17 protein-coding genes and 1 pseudogene are annotated in these 23,006 nt (G+C 68.4%); 5 read left to right on the top strand and 13 right to left on the bottom strand.

All coding sequences use genetic code 11. The features are described from left to right. Window positions 1–98: 98 nt before the first annotated feature. From B8460_RS03555 to B8460_RS03525, 7 genes are all read right to left on the bottom strand, one after another. Window positions 99–2,420: a N,N-dimethylformamidase beta subunit family domain-containing protein gene (locus B8460_RS03555; protein ID WP_048860195.1), complete on the bottom strand. Its 2,322-nt coding sequence runs from the start codon at window positions 2,418–2,420 to the stop codon at window positions 99–101. Between the two features lies 1 nt (window position 2,421). Then, window positions 2,422–3,963: a branched-chain amino acid ABC transporter permease gene (locus tag B8460_RS03550; RefSeq protein ID WP_048860194.1), complete on the bottom strand. Its 1,542-nt coding sequence runs from the start codon at window positions 3,961–3,963 to the stop codon at window positions 2,422–2,424. Between the two features lies 1 nt (window position 3,964). Next, window positions 3,965–4,849, bottom strand: a complete 885-nt coding sequence (locus B8460_RS03545) for a branched-chain amino acid ABC transporter permease (RefSeq protein ID WP_048860193.1) — start codon at window positions 4,847–4,849, stop codon at window positions 3,965–3,967. 7 nt (window positions 4,850–4,856) lie between these two features. Then, entirely contained in the window at window positions 4,857–5,570 is a 714-nt protein-coding gene (locus tag B8460_RS03540) for an ABC transporter ATP-binding protein (protein WP_048860192.1), read from the bottom strand. Beyond that, window positions 5,567–6,289, bottom strand: a complete 723-nt coding sequence (locus tag B8460_RS03535; protein ID WP_048860191.1) for an ABC transporter ATP-binding protein — start codon at window positions 6,287–6,289, stop codon at window positions 5,567–5,569. Before B8460_RS03535 ends, B8460_RS03540 begins: the two co-directional genes overlap by 4 nt. Further along, entirely contained in the window at window positions 6,289–7,563 is a 1,275-nt protein-coding gene (locus B8460_RS03530) for an ABC transporter substrate-binding protein (RefSeq protein WP_048860190.1), read from the bottom strand. Before B8460_RS03530 ends, B8460_RS03535 begins: the two co-directional genes overlap by 1 nt. Before the next feature lie 64 nt (window positions 7,564–7,627). Continuing rightward, entirely contained in the window at window positions 7,628–9,604 is a 1,977-nt protein-coding gene (locus B8460_RS03525) for a primary-amine oxidase (RefSeq protein ID WP_084623208.1), read from the bottom strand. 292 nt (window positions 9,605–9,896) lie between these two features. Here B8460_RS03525 and qhpR point away from each other — a divergent pair, with 292 nt between their 5' ends. After that, complete coding sequence (gene qhpR / locus B8460_RS03520; RefSeq protein ID WP_048860189.1) at window positions 9,897–10,889, top strand: AraC-like transcriptional regulator QhpR; 993 nt, start codon at window positions 9,897–9,899, stop codon at window positions 10,887–10,889. Between the two features lie 98 nt (window positions 10,890–10,987). Here the strand turns inward: qhpR and B8460_RS03515 are convergent, their stop codons facing one another. Beyond that, complete coding sequence (locus B8460_RS03515; protein WP_048860188.1) at window positions 10,988–11,656, bottom strand: SOS response-associated peptidase; 669 nt, start codon at window positions 11,654–11,656, stop codon at window positions 10,988–10,990. 177 nt (window positions 11,657–11,833) lie between these two features. On the opposite strand from B8460_RS03515, the gene B8460_RS03510 reads away from it, so the two are divergent. Further along, the gene (locus B8460_RS03510; RefSeq protein ID WP_158322688.1) at window positions 11,834–12,499 is read left to right on the top strand and encodes a tyrosine-type recombinase/integrase; all 666 of its coding nucleotides are present in this window, start codon (window positions 11,834–11,836) and stop codon (window positions 12,497–12,499) included. 256 nt (window positions 12,500–12,755) lie between these two features. On the opposite strand, the gene B8460_RS23720 is transcribed toward B8460_RS03510, so the two are convergent. Then, window positions 12,756–12,965 (bottom strand): hypothetical protein, encoded by a 210-nt coding sequence (locus B8460_RS23720; RefSeq protein WP_373855636.1) that lies wholly within the window; start codon window positions 12,963–12,965, stop codon window positions 12,756–12,758. Between the two features lie 279 nt (window positions 12,966–13,244). Next, a pseudogene (locus B8460_RS03500) lies at window positions 13,245–15,022 on the bottom strand (thiamine pyrophosphate-requiring protein). Window positions 15,023–15,158: 136 nt separating this feature from the next. Here B8460_RS03500 and B8460_RS03495 point away from each other — a divergent pair. Beyond that, the gene (locus tag B8460_RS03495) at window positions 15,159–15,983 is read left to right on the top strand and encodes an SMP-30/gluconolactonase/LRE family protein (protein WP_307188616.1); all 825 of its coding nucleotides are present in this window, start codon (window positions 15,159–15,161) and stop codon (window positions 15,981–15,983) included. A gap of 27 nt (window positions 15,984–16,010) precedes the next feature. Here B8460_RS03495 and B8460_RS03490 read toward each other — a convergent pair whose 3' ends face one another. Further along, window positions 16,011–16,943, bottom strand: a complete 933-nt coding sequence (locus B8460_RS03490) for a LysR family transcriptional regulator (protein WP_048860185.1) — start codon at window positions 16,941–16,943, stop codon at window positions 16,011–16,013. A 630-nt stretch (window positions 16,944–17,573) separates the two neighbouring features. Here B8460_RS03490 and B8460_RS03485 point away from each other — a divergent pair. Then, window positions 17,574–19,550 (top strand): FAD-dependent oxidoreductase, encoded by a 1,977-nt coding sequence (locus tag B8460_RS03485; RefSeq protein ID WP_158322686.1) that lies wholly within the window; start codon window positions 17,574–17,576, stop codon window positions 19,548–19,550. A 56-nt stretch (window positions 19,551–19,606) separates the two neighbouring features. Then, window positions 19,607–19,996: a nuclear transport factor 2 family protein gene (locus B8460_RS03480; RefSeq protein ID WP_048860184.1), complete on the top strand. Its 390-nt coding sequence runs from the start codon at window positions 19,607–19,609 to the stop codon at window positions 19,994–19,996. Window positions 19,997–20,121: 125 nt separating this feature from the next. On the opposite strand, the gene B8460_RS03475 is transcribed toward B8460_RS03480, so the two are convergent. Next, complete coding sequence (locus tag B8460_RS03475; RefSeq protein ID WP_199445530.1) at window positions 20,122–22,794, bottom strand: MGH1-like glycoside hydrolase domain-containing protein; 2,673 nt, start codon at window positions 22,792–22,794, stop codon at window positions 20,122–20,124. Then, the coding region (locus B8460_RS03470) for an amylo-alpha-1,6-glucosidase (RefSeq protein ID WP_148360320.1) at window positions 22,791–23,006 on the bottom strand (216 nt) is incomplete at its 5' end. The genes B8460_RS03475 and B8460_RS03470, both read right to left, overlap by 4 nt.

Genomic DNA, 23,006 nt, shown 5'->3' with positions numbered 1-23,006 from the left:
CTGACGCGGGCCCGGCGCCCACCGCCGCCAGGGCCGCCCGACGGGCGGCCCACCGCGCGCCTATCGGGAGGAATCCGGCCGCACGACGCCGCCGCGGCTCAGCGCCAGAGCTTCTCCTCCGCGTCGAAGGCGGCGCCCGGCAGCGGGCCGGGCCGGGCGAAGGCGGCGATGACGTTATGCATCACCTGGGCGACGTTGTTGCGGTAGTTGTTCCACGGCAGCGCCTGCCCCCAGGCGATCGAGCTGGCGGAAAACACCGCGCCGTCGTTCGGCGTCGTGAAGAACACCATGTCGGCGCGCACCAGCGGATGCTGCGTCCCGCCCATGCCGGCATGCATGTACAGGATGTCCTCCTGCACCAGCGGATAGTTGTCGGAGAACGGCTCGGACATCGCGAGAATGAGGGCGTGCGGCGGCGTGCCGAGCGCGAGGTCGTAGCGGTCGATCTCGATCCCCGCCGCGCCGCCCCGGCCGAGGCCGAAATCGCCGATCACCTCGCCCTCGACGCCGTCGAAGATCCACGCGGCGCGGCGATGATAGCTGTCGGGCAGACGGCGGAACGGCACCGAGTAGTCCATCCCCTCGGAGGTGAAGCCGACGCCCACCAGCTTCTGCGGCGCGCGGTTGCGAAAGCGCCACAGCCCGCCGCGCTCGCCGGTCGTCGCCATGTAGTATTCGCCGGGCCGCGCCTGCCATGCGCGCGAGCCGGCGTCGAGCTTGCGGACCTCCATCACCCACGGCTCGTCGTCGCGGAAGGCGACGCACCAGTACAGGCCGTTGCCCGCCAGATAGGTCATGCGACCGCCGGACGCGAGGTAGTCCTCCGTCGCGTCCAGCATGCGTTCCGAGTAGTACTCGTTATGCGTCCCGGTGATGACGACGTTGTGCGGCCGCAGCGCGTCGATGCCCTCGCGGTGCAGATCCTCGTCGGTGATGACCTCGAATGCGAAGCCGCTTTGCTCCAGCCAGCCCAGCACCGACAGGTCGGCGGCGAACTGCCACGGGCAGCCGATGCCGGGGAAGCGGTATTTCGGCCGCATGTTATACAGCGGCCGGCGATAGGAGCTGTAGCAGACACCCGAGCCGCTGGCGTGGTGGTCATAGGTGGACATGCCGTATTCGGAATTGTTGGCGTAGTTCTCGACATCCACCGCCTGCAGCGTGGGCGTCACCGCGCCGATCGCCTGCATGATGTCGGCATCGAGTCCAAGCTGCGAGTTGGCATAGGCGAGATAGCTCGCCGTCGGCAGCAGGAAGCAGACCGGCGCGGTGGGACGCGCCGAGCGGATGACGAACCAGAGATGCTCCTCGGCCGCCCCCGCGCCCTCGCCGGCCGTCAGCTTGAGCGCATAGACGCCGCTGGCCAGCCCGTCCGGGACCGTCCAGGTGATGTCCGGCTCCCATTGGCAGTCGATGACGGCATCCTCGTTGAACTCGATGCCGCCGTATTCGGACGGCGCGAGGCGGAAGCAGTCGTTGCGCCCGTTCCAGTTCCACCCGGTCATGGCGCGCACCGGGCGGTTAACGCCGTGCGCATGCAGCCGGTACGGGCCGGTGTCGCTGACGCGGTCGCCGATCCCCGCGTCGGTGTAGTCGGCGGTCGTGTCCCAGTAGGCGAGCAGCCCCTCGGCGGGAGGCGCGCCGCCCGTGCGCAGGGCGTCGAGTTCGGCGTCGCTCAGGATGCGCGCGTGCACGCCGCTGCGGTCGATCTTGCCGTTGTACAGCTGGCTGGCGAAGAACGGCCGTGCCGGATTGCGGTCCGCCGCGGCGGCCAGCAGGAACGGCACCGCGGGCGCATGCGCGGGGACGACGCGCAGCGACTCCACGACATGCGAGTCGTACTGATACGGCACGACGCGCGACAGCAGCCCGTTGTAGCGGTTGACGATGGCGTGCTGCCGCACGGAGGCGCGCCGCGTCGCGGCGTCCCAGGTCGCGGCGACGAAATACCAGGTGTTGGCGACGACCTGGGTCTCCGCCGTCACCTGATCGGCGGCCCCGCCGCCGGCGACGCGGAACTCCAGCCGCCCATCGGCATCGAGCCCGAGGGCATAGCCCTCCACCCGATCCACCGCCCAGCGGCCCATGATGGTCTGGCGATGCCGGCCCGGCAGGGTCGGATAGATGAAGGCATGCAGCGTGAACGACGTATCGAGCGCGAGCCGCCCGTCGCCGTCATCGACGCGCAGGAAGCTGCCCTGTTGCGCATATTGCCGGCGCGCCGGCCAGGTCCGGTTGATCGCCGCGTCGATCGGGCGATCCATGTAGCCGGGACCGGCCGGGTTCTCGTCGCCATGGATCAGCCGCACGAGCTGCGCGCCCATCTGCGTCGTGCCCTCGGCGCTGACCATGAAGCGGATGGTCTCGCCCGGCTTGACGCTCAGGCGATCCGTGTAGCCTTCGAGCTTGATGCGGGACATGTCAGGACTCCAGCAGATCCTGGACGCGACGCAGGAAGACGGCGTGGATCGCCTCCTCCTCCGTCGCGAAGCTGCGATCGTCGATCAGCCGCGGCGGCACGCCCCGCTGCCCGGACAGCGCCACCAGGCGATATTCGGCAAAGGGCCGCACCGCCAGGATCGCGTATTTGTCCACCACCGACGCGCGCCGGAAGTAATTCAGCACGCGCGACAGCCGGTCGTCGTGCGGACCGCACGGGGCCCGGCGATGCGCCTCGATCAGGTCGTCGGTGATCAGCGGCTTGAGGCTCTCGCGCACCCCCCGCTGGAAGCGGCGGAAGGCGATGAGCTGCTTGTCGCGTACCTCGGTCGCTTCCTCGGGCATGTACTCGCCTCCACGTATGTCGCGCTTCGCCCGGTGCTCGCTGCGCTTGCGGTCGCGCCAGTTGCGGAACTGCTGCTTGATGCCGACCAGACCGTTGTGCAGGAACAGCACCGTCCCGATCATGATGAGGCCGACCAGGATCAGCCGCAGCGGCCCCAGGCCGATCAGCAGCCGGTCGATGGCGACGACGATGGCGGTGCCGAGCACCGCGCCCTCCGGCCGGCCGATGCCGCCGATCACCACCATCGCGAGCAGCAGCAGCAGGCTGTCCATCGAGAACAGCGACGGCGACGCGCCACGGAAGTTGACGGCATAGAATCCCCCGACCACGCCGAGGGCCGCGGAGGAGATCAGGAACACCTTGATCCGCGCCGTCCGGTAATCGACGCCGAGCGCCTGCGCGAAGGCCTCGCGCCGTTCGGGCGAGGCGCGCAGCAGCCGGCCGAGACGCTGCCCGTTGACCAGCCGGAACAGCGCAAGCGCCGCGATCAGCAGCACCACCGCCCCGTAATAGCTCACGACCAGCTGCGCGCGCAGGCTGGCGCCGTCCGGCAGTATCCCGTCCGCGCCGTACAGCCCGTTGGTCGCCGATCCCAGCGCCTGCGACTGCACGACATAGACCCGGCACAGCTCCGTCAGACCGAGCGTCAGCAGCGCATAATAGAACCCGTCGATCCGCGTCGCCGGTATCGCGATCACCACGCCGAACAACAGGCCGAACACCGGCCCCACGGCGATCATGCCCCACCACGGCAGCCCCGCGTGGATCGACATATAGGCCGCGCCATAGGCGGCCGTCCCGACCACGGCGAGCGTCGCGAGCGAGAAGATGCCGGCGGTGCCGATCACCAGCAGCCAGATCACGTTGATCGCCGCATAGATGCCGAAGATCGTCGCCGCGCCCAGCAGCGTGTCGCCCGCCAGCGGCCCCGCCGCCGCCAGGACGGCAAAGAAGGCCAGCCAGTAGAGCGGGCGCTTGTCGACGATCGTCCGCTCGGCGACCAGCGTGCGCGGATTGAACGCGCTGTCGAGCAGCAGCGGCGTGCGGCGCGTGAACGGATAGCGCAGGCGCCGCCAGCGGTCCGCCCCGGCGGTGCGGAGCTTGCGGTAGTAGATCCGCCGGCCGACCAGGCGGCGCGGCGCGTCTTCCGTGTCGATCAGGCCGGGCTGGTCGCGCATGCTACTCCCGCGTCTGTTCGAGCATGCCGGCGATGCCGCGCGGCCGGATCAGCAGCACCACGATGATGAACAGGAACTGCGTGATCAGGACGAACTTGCCGCCGAGCGTCACCGCCGTCAGCGTCTCCACGAAGCCGATGCAGACGGCGGCGATCAGCGCGCCGGGAATGCTGCCGAGGCCGCCGGCCAGGGCGACGATCATGCCCTTCAGCAGCGGCGTCAGGCCCGAATAGGGGCTCACGTAATAGGTCTGCGACAGCAGGACGGCAGCCAGCCCCGCCAGCCCGCCGGTGAGCGCCATCACCGCGAGCGCCGTCGAGCGCAGCCCGACGCCGACCAGCGCCGCGCCCTCGGGGTTCTGCATCATCGCCCGTATCTGCAACCCGCGGCGCGAGGTGCGCGCCCAGATCAGCACCGCCAGCAGGACGACCGGGGCGCAGATGATGGTGCCCAGCTTGTCGGCCGTGATCGCGATGCCGAACAGGTGGAAGCGCCCATAGCCGAAGATGCGCGGCAACGCCTTCACGCGCGGGCCGAACACGTACAGCAGCGCCTGCGCGCCGAGCAGGCTGATGCCGAGCGTCGCGATCAGGCTGCGCAGCGGGAAGTTCGGCTTGTCGTACAGCGGGATGAAGGCGACGCCGGCGATCGCGAGCCCGGACAGCGCGCCCGCCGCGATGCCCGCCAGCAGCACCGCCGGCGCGCTCGCGGACAGCGTGTGCGCGGCGATCCACGCACCGTAGCCGGCGAAGGCGAAGGTGAAGCCATGCGCCATGTTGATCATGCCGAGGCTGGACCAGATGATCGAGATGCCGATGGCAAGCAGCCCGTAGATGGACGCGAGGCTCGCGGTGGTCAGGATGATATAGGCCGGATCGAACGTCATCGCGCGGTCAATGCAGGTTGACGCCGGCGAGCTGCACCGCCTCGGCGCCGCCCTTGATGCGACCGGCGTGGATGCCGAGCATGCGTGTCACCCGCCCCTGCAGCAACGGGATGTTCTGTTCGGCGATGATCATCGCGCTGTCCCCGAGCTCGATCGCCGACAAAGCCGCGACCAGCTCCTGACTGATCCTGGGCGCGAGACCGAGGGACGGTTCGTCGATCAGCAGCAGCCGGGCATCGGCCATCAGCCCCCGGCCGAGGCTCGTCATGCGCCGCTCCCCGCCCGACAGACGCCCCACCGGCACGTCGAGCAGCTTCTCCAGCGCCGGGAAGATCGCGAGCACGCGCTCGCGCCGCCGCCGACGGTCCCGCCAGGCGGCGCGGGTATAGGCGCCGCTGTCGAGATGATCGGCGACCGTGAGGCCGTGGAAGATGGCATCGCCCTGCGGCATCAGCGCCAGCCCCGCGCGCACGATGCGGTGCGTGTAGCGCCCCGGCCCCTGGCTGCGCGTGCTGCCCACCTCGCGGCCGGCGAGGCGGATGGACCCGCTCTGCCATCCGGTCAGCCCGGCGATCGCGCGCAGCAGCGTGGACTTGCCGTGACCGTTGAGGCCGACCAGACCGACGCGTTCGCCCGCCGCGACCGTCAGGTTGACGCTGTGGAGCACCGTCAGCGGCCCATAGCCGGCGGACAGGCCGCCGATACGCAACACCTCGCTCACGCGGCCTCGGTCTCGAAATAGGCGGCGCGCACCTGCGGCAGCGTGAACACGCTCTCCGGCAGCCCCTCCGCGATGACGGCGCCGAGATCGAGGACGACGACGCGGTCGGCGATCGCGTCGAGCAGCTCCAGCCGATGTTCGACCAGCAGGATGGTAACACCAAGCTCCTGCGACAGCGTGCGGATCAGCCGGTCCAGCTCGGCGATCTCCGCCCCGATCAGCCCCGCCGCCGGCTCGTCCATCAGAAGCACGCGCGGGCGGCGCATCAGCAGGCAGGCGAGCAGCAGCTTGCGCCGGTTCAGCGTCTCCAGCCGCCCGGACAGCGTGCCCGACGCCACGTGCAGGCCGACCAGCTCGCTGGCCCAGGCGGCGTGATAGCGGGTGAGGAACGGCGGATGCGCCTCCCGGGCGACCTTCAGCACCTCGCCGACCGTCAGCTCGTCCGGCACGACCGGCGACTGGTAGGTGCGCCCGATGCCGAGCCGTGCGCGCAGATGCAGCGGCTGGCGCGTGATGTCCGCTCCGTCGAACAGCACCCGCCCCTGCGCCGGCGCCTGACGGCCCGACAGGACCTCGAACAGCATCGTCTTGCCGGCGCCGTTCGGCCCGACGACGCCCAGCACCTCGCCCGCCCGCGCCGCGAGCGACACGCCCTTGAGGATATGGCGGCCGCCGAGATGGAGGTGGATGTCTTCGCCGGCGAAGAGTGGCGCCGACATCAGCTCATCCACGGCGCCGCCATGAACTTCGTCTCCGCGAGCTGCGTCGGCTCGATGATCTTGTGCTGGCCGCCCTGCACCTGGAAGAAAAGCTGCGCCAGCCCCTTGTCGAGATCCTGCGTCTGCAACGGATACTGCAGCGCCGCCTGCATGCCGGGCTCGAACGTATAGGCGCCGCAGATGCCGCGATGCGTGCTGGTTCGGATCGCCTGATTGACCGCTGCCAGATCGTCGGGATCGGCCTTTTCCCACGCGGCCTTGAGGATGTGCATCGCGTCATAGGCATTCGCCGTGTAGCATAGCCCCATGATGCCCGGATGCAGCTTCTTGTATTTCGCCCGGAACGCCGCGCCCCGCGCGTCGTCATAGGCGCCGATGACGGTCGACCAGACGAAGCCGTTGGCGGCATCGCCCGCGAGATTGAGGAACTCCGGCTGTGACGGGCCGTATTGCAGATACACCAGCGCGCCCTTGACCGGATCGCTGATGAAGGTCTGGCAGAACGCCGCCTCCTCCGCGCCGACCCAGTGGTCGATCATGATTGACCCGGCGCCGCTCGCATGCAGGTCCTCCATCACGGGGCCCCAGTCCTGCACCGGGAACTGGATGTCGGTGATCTTCGCCAGCTCGAACTTACTGGTCTTCAGCGCCGCCACGCAGGCGCGCGCGATGCCCTGGTTATAGGCGAGCGCCTCGCGGACGATGTGGACCTTGTTGTTGATCGGCTTCCACACGCCGCCGCCCGCGACCGTCTCGAGGAAGCGGGGGAACATCAGGCCGTAGTAATTCTCCGGCGGGCAGACCTCGAAGATCATGCCGTATTTGTCCGGATGCGCCTTCACGGCCTCGCACCCGCCGAGGGTGGGATTGCCGTGCAGGTGCGGCGCCTTCCAGCTCGACAGCGCATCGAACGAGACCAGCGGTATCAGCGAGAACGCGGTGCCGGACGCATGCGGGCGCGCCGCCGCGATCTTGCGATAGGTCGTCTGCGTCCCCTCGGGCGTCAGGATGTCGATGTCATAGATGTCGAGCACCATCTGCCGCCCGCGCGCACCCCCCGCGGCGTTGATCTCGTCGACCGCCATGCGCGCGCCGTTGAGATAGTCGGCATGGTCGGCGACGCCGGCCGGGCCGCTCTGGCAGACCGCGAGGGCGACGCGGATCGGCTTGTTGCCCTGTGCCAACGCCGGGGCGACGAAGGGTGCGGCCAGACCGCCGGCGATGCCGCCGAGTACGCGCCGCCGCGTCGTTTGCTTGGGATCATGCTGCGTCATCGGTCGTCACTCCTGCAACGAAGGGCGGCTTCTTGTGTGTCGGCGCACGAAGCGGTGCGATACATCAGCCTGCGCCATGGCCGGCGTGGCAGCAAGCGTCGCCCGCCAGAACGCTCGCGGCATTCGTCTCCGGCGGCAGGTCGATGCCGGGATTCTGGTCGAAGAAGCCCGACGGCATCAGCTTGAACCCGGTGCTGATGCAGGGCTGGACCGGAAAATCCTCGGTGCGCGGCAGATGATGCAGGCCGAAGACGTGCCACAGCACGATGTCCGCATCGACGATCGACCTGTCCCCCGCGATGAAATCGGGCAGTCCGCCGCGACCGTCGGAATGGTTCATGTACTCGCCGCCCGGATAGCGCTCCTCCGGGTCAAAGGCGGTCACCCAAATGTGATTCTGCACGAAGGACGAGCGACGTCCGGACGGGGAGTCCGGCGTGAAATACGGCGTCAGCACCTGTCCCGGCTCCAGGCGGTAACCGACCGGGCGTCCCACATGGTTCGTCCGCGCGCTGTTGACGACCTTCCAGTAGCGCATCGTCTCCTGATTGGCGCGGCGGGCGGCGGCACGCTCGGTCTCCAGCACCGTCTCGGCGACATAAAAGGCATTGCCGTAGGGATTGGCCGGCCCCGGCGTCTCCGCATGGGTATTGCACTCGACGAAGCTGTTGGCGTCGCCGTCCACCGCCATGTCGAGCCGCGCGCAGAACGCATGCTGATGGATATGCCCCTCGACGCCGGGCGCCACTTCCGTGCCGTATTTCGACGGCGCGCCCGGCGGACAGGCGGCGGTGTTGATGATGCCCGTCGCCTTCATCTCGAACTCGATCGCGCCGTCCTGGCGGAAATACCAGTAATTCGCGTACTCATAGTTGCCGACGGTGCAGATGCACGACACCACCAGCCGCCGGCCGCGCCGCACCTCGGCCCGGTCGGTGCGGAAATCCCAGTGCTTCCACAGGATGCCCGCATCCTCCTCGTGGATGCAGATCGCCTTCTCGATCGTCATCACCTCGCCGGTCATCGTGTTCAGATGCGCGTCGAGATAGGCGATGTTGCCGAGACAGTCGCAGCCGAGGCGCAGCGAGTTCGCAAGCTTGCCGAGGCCGTACTCGCCGATGTCGAACACGTTCTTGCGCGGATGCCCGCGATCCGGCGTGCCGTAGGGCACGACCATCTCGGCCAGCGACGCGCGGTAGACGACCGGCCGGCCGTCATAGCGTATGTCGTGCAGGGTCAACGCCTCGCGCGCATTGAACCCGACGACGAGGGACCATTTGTCCCAGCTCAGGCAATGCCCGTCGAGGGTGAAGCTCGCCCCCTCCCGCTGCACCACGTCGAGCGGCTTGAGCGGCGCGCGGAAGCTGTCGCGGAACTGCGCGGCGTAATTGTATTCCGTCATCGGCACGGGCACGACGCCGTAATCGTCCACCCGCACGACCTCGCCACGCAGCAGGTCGACCACCGCGTTGATGCCCTCGATCGGGTGGGCGTAGAAGTTTTCGTCCTCGCGCAGCCGCAGCCAGCAGAACGTGTGGGCGAGATGCATGCCCGCCTCGTCCGTCCGGCCGATGCTGCCGGCGGACCACGGGTCCACGCACACCGTGGACATGTCCGTGATGCCGCGACGGGCGCAGGCGGCCTGGAAGTCGGGATGCGCGCGGACGATCCCTTCGATCGCCAGGAATTGTTCAAGCTGGATCATCGGCCGCGCGCCCGGCACCTCGCGCGCGCCGACGACGGTCCCGGCGGGCAGTTCGACGATCAGACGCCACAGGCGTCCCTCCGGCAGGCGGAAGACGTTCGCGCGGGCGCGGCGCGGGACCGGCTGGCCCGGCGTCCATGCGCGGACCGACGCCTTGTCCGGCTCGCACAGTTCGATCGTTTCGAACATGATGCCCGCGCCATAGCGGGCATCGGCGCGGACGCCGGCCACCGCGGCAAGAAACTCGGCCGGCGTCAGCGGCGCCAGCGGGTGCGTCGGGGGATGGACCGCCGACTGCGCCGCCGAAGCCGGCATCACGTCGCTCTGCTCGTCCATGCGCGCCTCCCGTGTGTGCGGCCGGAACAGACGCTGGCGCCCGCCCCGCCGTCATGCCAGCGTCGTATCGGCGCGCCGTCATCCGCGCTTGACATTTCCCGTCATTCGACGGGGAATGATGCCGTCTTAGGCATGTCGGCTAAGGTTTCGACGAAACTGCCGTCTTGTTCGGCGGAACGTGCGTTTCTGTCCAATTCGTGGGCACAGCGATATGGGAGAAAGGGCCTCGGACTACCGCGCGCCGCCAACCGGAGACCATGCGGAGACCGGCCGGCCGCGCGCCACGCCTGGCGTGAAGGCGGTCGCGGCCACCGGCATCGAGGCGATGATCGCACTCTACGGCGGCGACGCGGCGCAGCTGCTCGGCCGCGCCGGCATCGATCCCACGGCGATCGGCTGCCCGGAGACCCGGCTGCCGCTGGACCGCTATTGCGGCCTGTTCGAGCTGGCCGCGCGCGAGCTGCGTATCGACAGCCTCGGCCTGCGCTTCGGGCTACGCCACGCACGCCACCTGCTCGGGCCGCTCAGCGAGGCGGCGTTCAACTCACCGACCCTCGGCGCGGCATTGTCGTCCCTGTCCAGACATTTCCCGGTGCTGCAGGACCAATCCGTCGTCAGCCTGCGGATCGAGGCCGGCGAGGCGACGCTCGCCTATCAGATACGCGACGGGCGGATCGTCGCCCGGCGACAGGATGCGGAACTCAGCATCGGTGCCTTTCTCAGCCTGGTGCGCGCGGCGGCCGGCGACTGCTGGCGACCGACGGAGATCCTGTTCGAGCATGCGCCGCCGGCCGACCGCCGCGCCCACGACGCGCTGCTCGGCGCGCCGGTCTATTTCCTCGCCGGATGCAACGCCATCCGCTTCCCGCGCGAATGCCTCGATGCCTACATGCCGGCGCCGGACGTCACCGCGCTGCCGGCGATCGAGCGTCGCCTGTCGGACGCCGCGCGCGATGTCCGGCCCGACGACTTCATCGGCCGCGTGCATCAGGAAGTGCGCGCGGGGCTGGCGACCGGCACCGCCGCCCTGCCCGCCGTCGCCGCCCGGCTGGGGCTCGCCGAACAGACGCTGTATCGCCGGCTGCGCGCGCACAACGTGCAGTATTCCGACATCGTGCGCGGGCTGCGCCACGAGATGGCGCGGCTGCTGCTCGACCTGCCGCATCTGTCGCTGACGGATATCGCCCTGCTGCTGGGCTATTCGGAACTCAGCGCCTTCACGCGCGCCTTTCACCAATGGACCGGCCTGTCGCCGTCGGCATTCCGCCAACGCTACGTCACCTGACCGTGCGTGGAGCCGGGGCGCGGTGGCCTCCGGAGACCCTGCTACCGATGCGTTGGGGCGGCGGCCTGAGCCAGCCGCAGGCGGCCGCCCGTGCATCCTCAGTCCTCCTTCGTCCCGCAGTCCTCCTTCGTCCCGCGCGCGACCACGCGCAGCCGCCCACCCGGCAACGGCCGCTGCAGAGCCGCGGCGTCCTGCCACGGCACCGACAGCCAGGTCTCAATTTCTGCCGGCTCGGTCAGGATGACCGGCATGGCCTTGGGATGCACGGCCGCGACCTCGGCGTTGGCGTCGCAGGTCAGGAAGCCGAACAGATCGGCGGTGACCTCGCCCTCCGCCACACGCCGCACGCTGGTCCAGCGTGTCCAGATCCCGGCGAAGAAGGCGAGCGGGCGGCTGTCGTCGAGCGCGAACCAGACCGGAGCCGATCGCCCGTCCGCGAGACGCGCGGATTCGGAGAAGGACGTGAACGGCACGAGGCAGCGCGAGGGCGGCCCCAGCCAGCGGCGCCAGTGCGGGCTGGTGGTGTTGCGGATGTTGGTCACGCCGCGGTCCACCCGTTTGCCCGCGAGGGCGAACGCCGGTGACGGCATGCCCCAGCGCGCCATCACCAGCTCGCGCACGCCATCGGCGCCGGTGCGCACGATCGGCGCGGCGTAGTCCGGGAAGATGCCCGGCAGCGGCGGCAGGTTGCCGCCCTCGTCGCGCAGCACGCGGGCCAGCGCGCGGATCGCATCCTGGCCCTTGGTCAGGCTGTAGAGGTTGCACATGCCGGCGAGCCTACCGCGCCTTGACCCGACGAGCCCGGGTTCTTCGCAACCGCCCCGGGCGCGCCGCGCAGCCCGACATGCATGCCGTCATGCCATCGATACTCACAAGCCGGGCGCGATTGCAAACGGGCGCGCCGCGCCTCGGCAAATCGCGTTCTGACCGTCCTGCGGGCCGCCTTGAACCACGCCTATCGGGAAGGCAACGCCAAGACTGATGAGGCGTGGCGCCGGGTTAAGCCGTTCAACGGAACGCAGGCCGCACGCGTCAGATATCTAAGCGACGAGGAAGCACGCCGTCTCATCAACGCATGTGCGCCCGACTTCCGTGCCATTGTTCATGCCGCGCTGCTGACCGGCATGCGCTACGGCGAACTCTCGGCACTACAGGTGAAGGACGTCGACATCACCGCACGCATCGCGACAGTGCGCCACTCGAAGGCAGGAAAACCCAGGACCGTTATCCTGACGGACGAGGCAACGGAGTTGCTAAGGCAACAAATGCTGGGCATGTCGGGGGGCAGCCTCGTCTTGGCGCGTGCCGATGAGCAACCATGGGGAAAATCCCATCAGCATCGACCGCTGCGCGACGCTTGCGTGCATGCCGCGATCACTCCGCCAATCAGCTTCCATGGTCTGCGGCATAGTTTCGCGAGCCGGCTCGCGATGCGGGGCGTGCCTATGGCCGTCATCGCAGCGGCACTCGGCAACAGCGAGGCGATTTGCGCCCGACACTACGCTCATCTGGCACCCGGCTACATTGCCGATACCGTACGCCTCGCGCTCGGCCGGCTTGCCGAGCCGACTAACAGTAACCTGACCCAGCTTCGGCGCTCGGCGGTCTGACGGGCTTACGGCAGATTGCGACGCGACGCCGATTGTCTGCTGCCCCCACACGCAGCGCGTTCTGTGGGCCCGCTACGCCGCGCGGCGGAATCGCCAGCCGCCGCTCCAGTTCGTCCAGCTCGGCGACGATACGCCGGAGACGCTCGCCAGACGGCGGATGCGCGATCAGTCCCCGCATCGCCTAGGCCTCATACCGCGGCGGCGTCTTGCCGCTTGAACGCCAGGCCGAAGCCCGGGCGCGACAGGTCGGGGCGGATTACGCCGCCGCTTGGCACCGGCGCGCCGTCGAACAGCATGTGCTCGATCCGAACATGGTCATGGAACCATTCGAGATGGCGGAACCGGAGTGCCGCGTACGCGACATGCAGATGCAGCGCCGGGCGCAATGGCCTGACAGATCGACGTGGTGGGCCTCGCACAGCGGCGCCGCCTGCATGAACCCGGTCACCCCGCCGCAGCGGGTCATGTCCGCCTCCTGCACATCGACCGCCTCCGACGTCAGCACGGGTCCATGACGTCCTAGCCCTGGATGCACGCCGCCAGCGGCCCCGCGATCAACGCGGTGATGCAACCATCGCTGTAGGTGTAGCCCAGGCCGGTCTGGCCCCCCGCCCTCGACCTCAACGACCACGATCGTCGTCGCGTTCCAGGCAAACGTGCCGTCCGCCTCCGGCCCGTCGGTGGGAACCGTATAGGCGGATGCGCGCCCAGTTTCGACGCGCCCGCTTCGGCGTGTCGCCATCGCTCAGCGCTTTCCTGGCAGCACGCTCGCGAGGACCTCCTTCGCGGTGTTCTTCATAACGCTGCCGAGTTCCGGTTCGCTCAGCATCATGGTCATGAAGTTCTTCGCATCCTTCTGTGTGATGTGCGGCGGTAGCGGCGGGACGTTCGGATCGGTGTAGACGTTGAGGATGACTGGCCGGTCCGCCGAAAGCGCCTCGTCCCAGGCGGCGCCGACACGTTCCGGGTCGCGCACGACGATACCACGCAGCCCGAGCAACTCGGCATAGGTGTGGTAGGCGAAATCGGGAATCGTCTGCGTCGAAGGCGTCTTGCCTGCGCCGAGCTGCACCCGCTCCTCCCATGTCACCTGATTGAGGTCCTGATTGTTCAGCACCATGACGATCAGATGCGGGTTCGACCACTCCTTCCATTAGTTGGAGATAGTGATCATGACGTTCAGACCGTTCATCTGCATGGCGCCATCGCCGATGAAGGCGATGACGGTCCGCCCCGGAAACGCCATCTTCGCTGCCATCGCATACGGCGTCGCCGCGCCGAGGGATGCGAGGCTGCCGGAGAGCGATCCCATCATGCCCCGGCGCATCTTCAGGTCGCGGCCGTTCAGTCGGTGATCGAGCCGCTGTCGCCAGTGAGGATGCAGAGATCAGGCAGGCGTAGGGACAATTCGCGGAATACGCGCTGCGGATTGATCGGATCGGCCGGCTGCATGGCACGGTCGTCAAGCGTCTTCCACCACCCGGCCACGTCACGCTCGATATCCGCGCGCCAGCGACCCGGTTCCTTCTGCGTCAGCATGGGCAACAGGGCGCGCAGGGTGGTGGCGCTGTCGCCGATGAGGTTGACCTCCATCGGATAGCGCAGGCTTGTTCGCGTGCCGTCGATGTCGATCTGCACGCCGCGCGCGCTGCCGGGCTTGGGCAGGAACTCGTTGTAGGGAAAAGCGGAGCCGACCATCAGGAACGTGTCGCAGGCCTGCATCAGGTCCCAGGACGGCCTCGTTCCCAGCAGTCCGATGTCGCCGATGACGAAGGGCAGATCATCCGGCACCGCCGCCTTGCCCAGCAGCGCCTTGGCCACGCCCGCCTGCAGCTTTTCGGCCATCGCGATCACCTCGTCGGTGGCGCCGAGCGCACCGGCACCGACCAGCATCGCGACCTTCGTGCCCGCGTTCAGCACCTCGGCGGCAGCGCGCAGCGTGTCCTCGGACGGCAGCCGGGCGGGGCCGGCATAGCCGATCCCCGTGTGCGTCGTGCCGTGGACGAGTGGCGGGTCCGTATAGTCGAGTTCCTGCAAATCATTTGGGAGGATAACGCAGGTCACCGTGCGTCTCGTGCTGGCGATGCGGACAGCGCGGTCGATGAGATGGCGCACCTGCGTGGGCACGCTCGCCATGGCGACGAAATCCGCGGCCACGTCCTTGAACAGCGACTGCAGGTCGACTTCCTGCTGATAGTGCGCGCCTATCGCGGACCTTGCCTGCTGGCCGACGATCGCGACGACCGGGACATGATCCATCTTGGCGTCGTAGAGCCCGTTCAGCAGGTGGATGGCGCCGGGCCCGGACGTGGCGTAGCAAAGGCCCACCTCGCCTGTGAACTTCGCGTGGGCCGAGGCCATGAACGCCGCCATTTCCTCGTGGCGGACCTGCACATATTGCATCGTGTCACGCGCACGCTCCAGCGCGACGTCAAGCCCGCCGACACCGTCGCCCGGGTAGCCATAGACACGCTTGATGCCCCATTCGTTCAGGCGATGCCAAACAAACTCGCTGACGTTCATCGCCGCGCCTCCTGCAATGCAGTCTACAACGCTGCGCCTCCGCCGGCGTTCGGGAGAAAATTGTGTCTTGCTGGCGGCGGATGCCGCGATCGGTGTATCCCCGACCTAAGTCGCCGCGGAGGATGCCGTCTACTGAATCGACCTGAAGGCACCGGCCCTGCATCGGCTGATCGTTTCATCCGGAATGGTCCGAACGTGGCGGCTACCCGCCGACATCGGTGCCTTCGCCCTCACGCGGGACCGCGCTGACGCGATCGTCGCGCTTCGCTCCGGTCTGTTCCGTCTGGGCCTGCGGACCGGCGACCTCGCGCCGCTGGCGCCGCCCTTTGATCCTCGCCTGCACCGTTTCAACGAAGGGGCCCCCGACAGCCACGGCCGCTTCTGGCTCGGGACGATGTTCGATCCCATCGGGCCGCCCCAGGCGCCCCCGGAGCCGGCGCGCCTGCACAGCTTCACCCTCGGCGACGGGCTGCACCCTCAGCCCGATGCGGCGGAGTTTCATAACGGCATGGCCTGGAGCCCGGACAAGACCGTTTTCTACCTCGCCCACAGCCGCCGCCGGACGGTGTCTGCCTTTCCCTTCGACGTCGGGAACGGCAGACAGGGGACGCCGCGCCGCTTCGTCACCACGCCGCCGGCACTGGGCGTGCGCGACGGCGCGGCGGTGGACGCCGAGGGCGGCTATTGGTGCGCCCTGCACGGCGGCTGGTGTCTGCATCGCTATGGCCCCGCCGGCCGCCTGGACCGGAGGATGCGGCTGCCTGTCAGCCAGCCGACCATGTGCGCCTTTGCCGGCCGGGATCTCGATCTGCTGATTGCCACTGCACGGTCGCCTGACGACCCGCCGCCCGCCCCCCGTTATCCGCCCGACCTCCGGCAGCAAGCTCGTCGGCGACCTGACCGCAACGGCACCGCGCAGTCGGCACCGGGCGCTCGCGAGGGCGCGATCAGCGCGGGATGATAGGCCCCGCCCGCCGCACCGACACGGTCACGCCGCGGATCGATCGCCCGCTCCGAGGTCGCCTGGATCGCCCGCGATCGCGGATCGTTGCCACGGATAGCGCCGCACCGCAGTGAGGAACGCCTTGAGCGGTGGTGACGATCGGCGACCGGCAACCGTGACGACGCAGACACTCCGTGTGACCGAGGGGGAGACGACCGGGCACCCGACGACGCCCGGAAAGATGGCGGTGTTCTCGGGCAGGAAGCAAATGCCCAGGCCGGCCGCGACCATCGTCAGGATCCAGTCTTCACGTTCGCTCTGATACGAATAGACGAGACCGACGCCTTGCTCGCGGCAACGATCGGTGAGGAACTCGTAGAACTCGCAATTGATCCGGGAGAGGTAGAACTCCCCGTCGAGCTCCGCCATGTTCACGCTGCGCTTCGTAGCGAATCGATGTCCCGCGGAGCAGGCGACGACGAACCTCTCGGGATACAGTTCGGAAGCCCGCAGCGGCTCCGGAAAACCGTCGGGGCGCGCCATCAACGCCACGTCCAGCTCCCCCTTCTCCAGGAGATCGCAGAGCCGGTTCGGGGTGGCTTCGAGGATGGTGACGTCGATGCCGGGATTGCTCGCTCTGAAGCGTGCCATGAACCCCACGAACTGCACCGGCGAAATCGTGCACATCACGCCCAGCGCAAGACTCGCCTTCTCCAGCTTAAGAAAGCGCGAGGCGGTCCGCTTCGCTTCGCCAGCCCGCGCGGCGACCTCGGCCAAATGCGGTTCGATGAGACGGCCGAGTTGGGTCAGGTGGGTGTTGCCGCGCTCGCGCGAAAACAACAGACCCCCCAGCTCCTCCTCCATCTTCTGAATGGCGCGCGTAAGCGCCGGCTGGCTGACGTTGCACGCCTCCGCCGCTTTGGTGAAGTTGAGGGTTGTGCTCAGCGCAAGGAAATAACGGATTTCCTTGAGTTCCATCGGGCTCTCTCTGTGTTGCCGTCATCCTGCACGGAAATCCGCCATCGCGGCATACCATAGGCTCCGCTGAAAGCACAGCATTGGCCGCCGACCGGCCTGCACGTCCCGGCTGGCACGTCATTGTGTCCGCCTCGATGATCGGCCGCGGGGAAGCAGCACGGCACGGCGACTGATGCACAGGGTGATGTGCCAGGCGCGTCAAGGCGGGGCGCGTCGGGGCGGTGGGTCAGTCCACGCAGTAGGCCGGCACGAGCAGGCTCTGCCATCCGACCAAAGACCGTAACATCGATACCACAACAGCTATCTTGTCGCCCGCACACGGTTCGGTGATCAGCGAGGCACATGGCCGGTCGCTCGCCGTTCGTCGGTGCGGCCCGGTCTACACGTCAGGCCACGTCCAGATATGCGGCTCTCCCGTCACGTCCAGGACATCGGGACGATGCGGGTTCGGCATTGGCCAGTCATGCCGGCCTCATCGGATCGTCGGTGTGGTTCGAACCGGGAGGACGCCGCAGTGATACCGATCATCGCCGTCGCCCTCCGGGCGCGGCCGGCGACGCGGCGCCGACACCGTGCGACGCGGCTTCGTCGCCGGTGCGGCGCGGAGCGGCCACCGGCGGGAGGCGGATAATGCGGCGCATCGTGGACGGTATGGGCGTCGGTGCCCGCACGACGGAGGCACTCCTCGCGCCGTGGTTGTCGCTGCTGATTCGTCTGTGGCTGGCACCCGTGTTCATCGTCGCCGGGGTGCATCAGATGATGGGCGCCCCGGGTGCTCACGCGATGGTCGCATGGCAACCCGCGCTGCTGCAGGAAATCACCAGTTCAAGTCCCGGTGTCGCCATACAGGCGATCTGTCCGGTGCTGCTCGCCTTGGGTCTGTTCACCCGGCTGGGCGCGCTGGCGCTAGTCCTGCAGGCCGTATTCCTGCCGGTTGCCGGCTTCGGGCCGGATGCGAGGCTGCTGTGGGCCGCGCTGCTCGTCTCGCTGTTCGTCTACGGTGCCGGACCGTTCTCGTTTGACCGGCTGCTGCGTCGCGGCGCCCACCGCAGCGCGGTGCCCGGGGTTGCGCGGATCGCCACCGTGTCCGACTGGCTCACCCGCCGCCTCGGTGCGATGTTTCCCCTGGCCGCGCTGGGTGTGCTGGCAATCACGAGCCCCTGGCTCGCATCCGCCGATGTGCGGCCATACTGGGCGCTGCTCCTGGTTGTCGCCCTGACGCGTGCCGCGGGCCGTCTTGGCGAATGGCTTGGGCGCCCGTCCGTGAGCGCCGCCCCGTCGTCGCTGCCGCACGTCGTCGTCGTGGGCGGTGGCTTCGGCGGGATCAGCGCCGTGCGCGGCCTGCGCGGCGCGCCGTGCCGGACGACGCTGATCGACCGTCGTAACTATCATCTCTTTCAGCCGCTTCTGTATCAGGTGGCGACGGCGAGCCTGTCACCGGGAGACATCGCGACACCTATACGCGGCATGCTTCGGCGACACGAGAATGCGCGCGTGCTGCTGGGCGAAGTGACGGGCATCGCGGTCGAGGAGAAGGCAGTCGTCCTCGACCGCGGCCGCATCCCGTACGATTACCTCGTTATCGCAACCGGCGCGCGCCACAGCTATTTCGGCCGCGACGAATGGGCACCCTTCGCGCCCGGTCTCAAGAGTGTCGAGGACGCCACCGCCATGCGCGCCCGTCTGCTACGCGCCTTCGAGGAGGCGGAGAACGCAGAGGACGTCGCCGACCGCGCCGCGTGGCTCACCTTCGTGATCGTCGGGGGCGGCCCGACCGGCGTCGAGCTTGCGGGTGCCATCGCGGAACTTGCGGCACATGGGCTGGAGGGGGAATTCCGCGTCATCGACCCGTCCGCAGCAAGGATCCTGCTGGTCGAGGCCGGCCCACGGCTGCTCGCGACGTTCCCGGAGCCCCTCTCGCGCGAGGCGCGCCTGACGCTGGAACGGCTCGGAGTGGAGGTGCGGGCCGGCAACCGGGTGGATGCAATTGCCGCCGACCATGTCGTCGTCTCCGGTGAGATCTTACCGGTACGGACCGTGTTCTGGGCCGCCGGCGTCATGGCGTCGCCGGCGGCGCGATGGTTGGGAGTGTCCGCCGACCGTGCCGGCCGGGTGCCGGTGGAACCCGATCTGTCGGTGCCTGGCTTGAATGGGGTCTTCGCTGTTGGCGACACCGCGTCCAGTCGGGGATGGCACGGTCAGCCGGTGCCGGGTCTTGCCCCGGCGGCCAAGCAAGGCGGCGCCTACGTCGCGCGTGTCATCCGCGCGCGGCTGACAGGAGCGCCGCAGCCGGAGCCGTTCCGTTACCGCCATCTCGGGAGCCTCGCTACCATCGGACGTCAGGCGGCCGTTGCCGATTTCGGTCTCGTGCGCCTGCGCGGTGCCATCGCTTGGTGGCTCTGGGGCGTGGTTCACGTCGGCTTCCTGGTCGGCGGCCGGAACCGGATGATCGTGATGCTTGACTGGCTGTGGGCCTATCTCACGTTCCGCCGCGGGACGGGATTGATCACGGACTCCGGCGGGGGGGCGCCCGCGGCGGAGACCGCCCGGAGCAGTGCTGCACCCGGCCCGGCGCATGGGGATGTCGAGAAGGTCGGCGGCGGCTGATGCGCTCGGGACCCGTGCAACGAGGCGGCTGGCATATCAAGTGAAGGACGTCCGTGATGAGAACGCCCCTGGAGATCGTCCAAGAGCTCTATGCGAAACTGACCGCTGGCGACGCCGGCGGTGCACTGGCCCTGATGTCCGATGACATCGAGTGGATCACCATGATGGACTACACGGTCGATGGCCGCGGCCCGCAGAAAGTGCTCGAAGGCATGCTCTTGCCGGCGATGCGGGAATGGGAGCCTTACACCCTGACACCGCACGAATTCATCTGCGACGGCGAGAAGGTCGTGTCGGTGGGGCGATTCAAAGGGACGAATCGGGCGACGGGCAAGCAGGTGGAGGTCGACTATTCCCATATCTGGGAGGTGAGGCGTGGCAAGATTGTCCGCCACCGGCAGTTCATCGATACGGGCAAGATCGAGCCGGCGCGTCGTCCCGGCTGATGCGCCCCGCTTCGTGACGCGCTGCGTGGCGCCAGACACCCGACACGCGCAACGAAGGCCTCAGGATAGGCACCGGTGCTCGCCGTTATGAGGGGTTCCGGCGCCACATCGCCGCCGCGCGACCGTCAGCCGCACGCACGGCAGACACGCTGCCATACGCCGTCGGGGCCGCCGAGAAGGAGGGCGATGCAGGCGGTCCAGCCGGTCTGGTGCGAGGCGCCGAGACCCCTGCCGTCGTCGCCGTGGAAGTATTCGTGGAACAGGATGTGGTCGCGGAAATGCGGGTCCGATTGAAGCACCGCGCTGTCGCCCCACACCGCCCGGCGTCCCTGCGCGTCGCGCAGGAAGAGCCCGCCGAGGCGCGACGCCAGACGTTCAGCAATGACGCCCAATGGCAGCCTTTCGCCGGAACCGGTGGGATATTCCACCAGGAAGTCGTCGCCGTAATAGCGCTGAAATTCATGCAGACTGTCGATCAGCAGCAGGTTGACCGGCATCCAGATCGGACCGCGCCAGTTCGAGTTGCCGCCGAAGACGGCCGACAGGCCCTCGCCCGGCTCGTATCCGACGGCGAGTCGCACACCGTCGATGTCGAGCTCGAACGGATGCTCGCGGTGGCGGCGCGACAGGGCGCGGACGCCGTGGGGCGAAAGAAACTCCGCCGGGTCGAGCATGCGCGCGAGAAGACATTTCATCCGGTGGCCGCGTAACAGCGACAGGAGACGGCGGTCGGTCGAGCCGGGGACCGACCAGCGCGAGATCAACGCCGCCAGCTCCGGACGCCGCCGCAGCACCGCCAGCAGCCCGGCGCGGAACTCCGGAAGCCGGTCGATCGCCGCACCGTCGATCACCTCGACGGCAAACAGCGGGATGAGGCCTACGATCGTCTGCATCCGGAGCGGGATACCCGTGCCGTCCGGTCGCCGAAGCACGTCGTAGAAGAACCCATCTTCCTCGTTCCACAGGCCCACGCCGCCGGTGGTGGTCATCGCCTCTGCGATCAGCAGGAAATGCTCGAAGAACTTGAGTGCCATCGACTCGTAGACGGGATCGGCGACCGCGAGCTCGAGCGCGATCCGCATCAGGTTGAGCGAGTACATCGCCATCCAGGCGGTGCCGTCGGACTGATCGACGACGCCAGCGCCGGGCAGCGCCGCCGAACGGTCGAACACGGAGATGTTGTCCAGGCCAAGGAAGCCGCCGCCGAAGACGTTGCGCCCGTCGGCGTCCTTGCGGTTGACCCACCATGTGAAGTTGAGCGCGAGCCGGTGAAAGCAACGCTCCAGGAACGCACGGTCGGCCTGCCCGCTCATCATACGGTCCATCTGGAAGATGCGCAGGGCCGCCCAGGCCTGCACGGGCGGGTTGACGTCGCCGAACGCCCATTCATAGGCCGGAAGCTGCCCGTTCGGATGCGCATAGCGATCGCCCGTCAGCAGCAGGAGTTGCTGCTTGGCGAAATCCGGATCGATCGGCGTGAAGGCGAGGCAGTGAAACGCGAGATCCCAGGCCGCGAACCACGGATATTCCCACGTATCCGGCATCGCCAGCACGTCGTCGGCGTCAAGGTGATGCCATCCTGCGTTGCGGCCCGTGCCTTGACGCGCCGGCGGCGGCTGTCCCGGATCGCCCTGCAGCCAGCGTCGGACATAGTAGACATAGGCCTGCTTCGACCAGAGCAGGCCGGCGAAGGCCTGGCGCTGCACCAGCCTCGCGTCCGGGTCCGTCATGCCGGCTTGCAGCGCGTCATAGAACGCGTCGGCCTCTGCGCGCCGCGACGCGAGTACGTCGTCGAACACGGCGAAGCCGGGCGCCCCGTCGGTCGGGCGGAAGCGCGCGCGCACGGTCGCGGACCCGTGTGCAGGCAGGTGCAGGACGTGATGCGCGGCGCATTTGGTACCGACGCCCGCGTCACTCAGGCCGTCCCGCCGCCCATACACGACGGCGTCGTTGATGCCGTCCTTTACCGGACCACCCGCCGGCAACCCGAACAGGCGTGCGAGGTTTGTTTCGTTCTCGCAGAGCAGCCACGCGGCGTCGCCCTCGACCTCGACCTCGAACACTCTTGCGGCCTCGGCATGATGCTCCGCCAGCACGGCGCCGTCGCGCACACGCAGCGATGGGCGTGGGACCGCCGGCCCGTCCGATCCCCACGACCAATCGTTGCGCGCCCAGAGTTGTGGCAGGACGTGCAGCGAGGCGGCCTCCGGCCCGCGGTTGTGAGCCGTGACCACCAGAAGCAAGTCATCGGGCGAGACCTTGGCCCACTCGACCACGACATCGAAATAGCGCCCCTCGTCGAAGATGCCGGTGTCGATCAATTCGAACTCGCGCTCGGCAGTCGAACGCCTGCGATTCTCCTGGATAAGCCGCTCGTATGGGAAGGCGGCGTGCGGATACTTGTAGAGCATCCGCATGTAGGCGTGACTCGGGACGCCGTCGAGAAAGTAGTAAAGCTCCTTGACGTCCTCGCCGTGGTTGCCCTCGCTGTTGGTCAGCCCGAACAGCCGTTCCTTGAGGATCGGATCGTTGCCGTTCCAGAGGGCGAGCGAGAGGCACCAGGACAGGCGGGTGTCGGAAAAGCCCGCCAGGCCATCCTCGCCCCAGCGATAGGCGCGGCTGCGTGCATGGTCGTGCGGAAGGTAGTCCCAAGCTGTTCCGTGCGGGCTGTAATCCTCGCGCACCGTGCCCCACTGACGCTCGCTCAGATACGGGCCCCAGCGGCGCCAGGGCACGCCGTCGCGCGCGGCAAGCAGCCGTTGGCCTTCCGCGGTGGCGAAGATCGGGTCGAGGCTCATGAGCATGTCTGCCCGCTCGGCACCGCATCGTCCAGCATGGCTTCGATGCGGATCAGTTCGCCCAGCGACCAAGCCTGAAAGGGACAGCCGCCCGGATGATGCGGCGGATCACCATCGGCGACTTCCGAGACATGGCCGAGGCCGGCCACGTTGAGATGCGCACGCAGCGGCGCGAGGAGGCTTCCTCGGGCTCCCAGGGATCGTGGCGATCT

Origin of the sequence: Acidisphaera rubrifaciens HS-AP3 (genome assembly GCF_000964365.1) — a bacterium.
Taxonomy (GTDB): Bacteria; Pseudomonadota; Alphaproteobacteria; order Acetobacterales; family Acetobacteraceae; genus Acidisphaera; species Acidisphaera rubrifaciens.
This window is presented reverse-complemented; position numbering and strand designations above follow the sequence as displayed.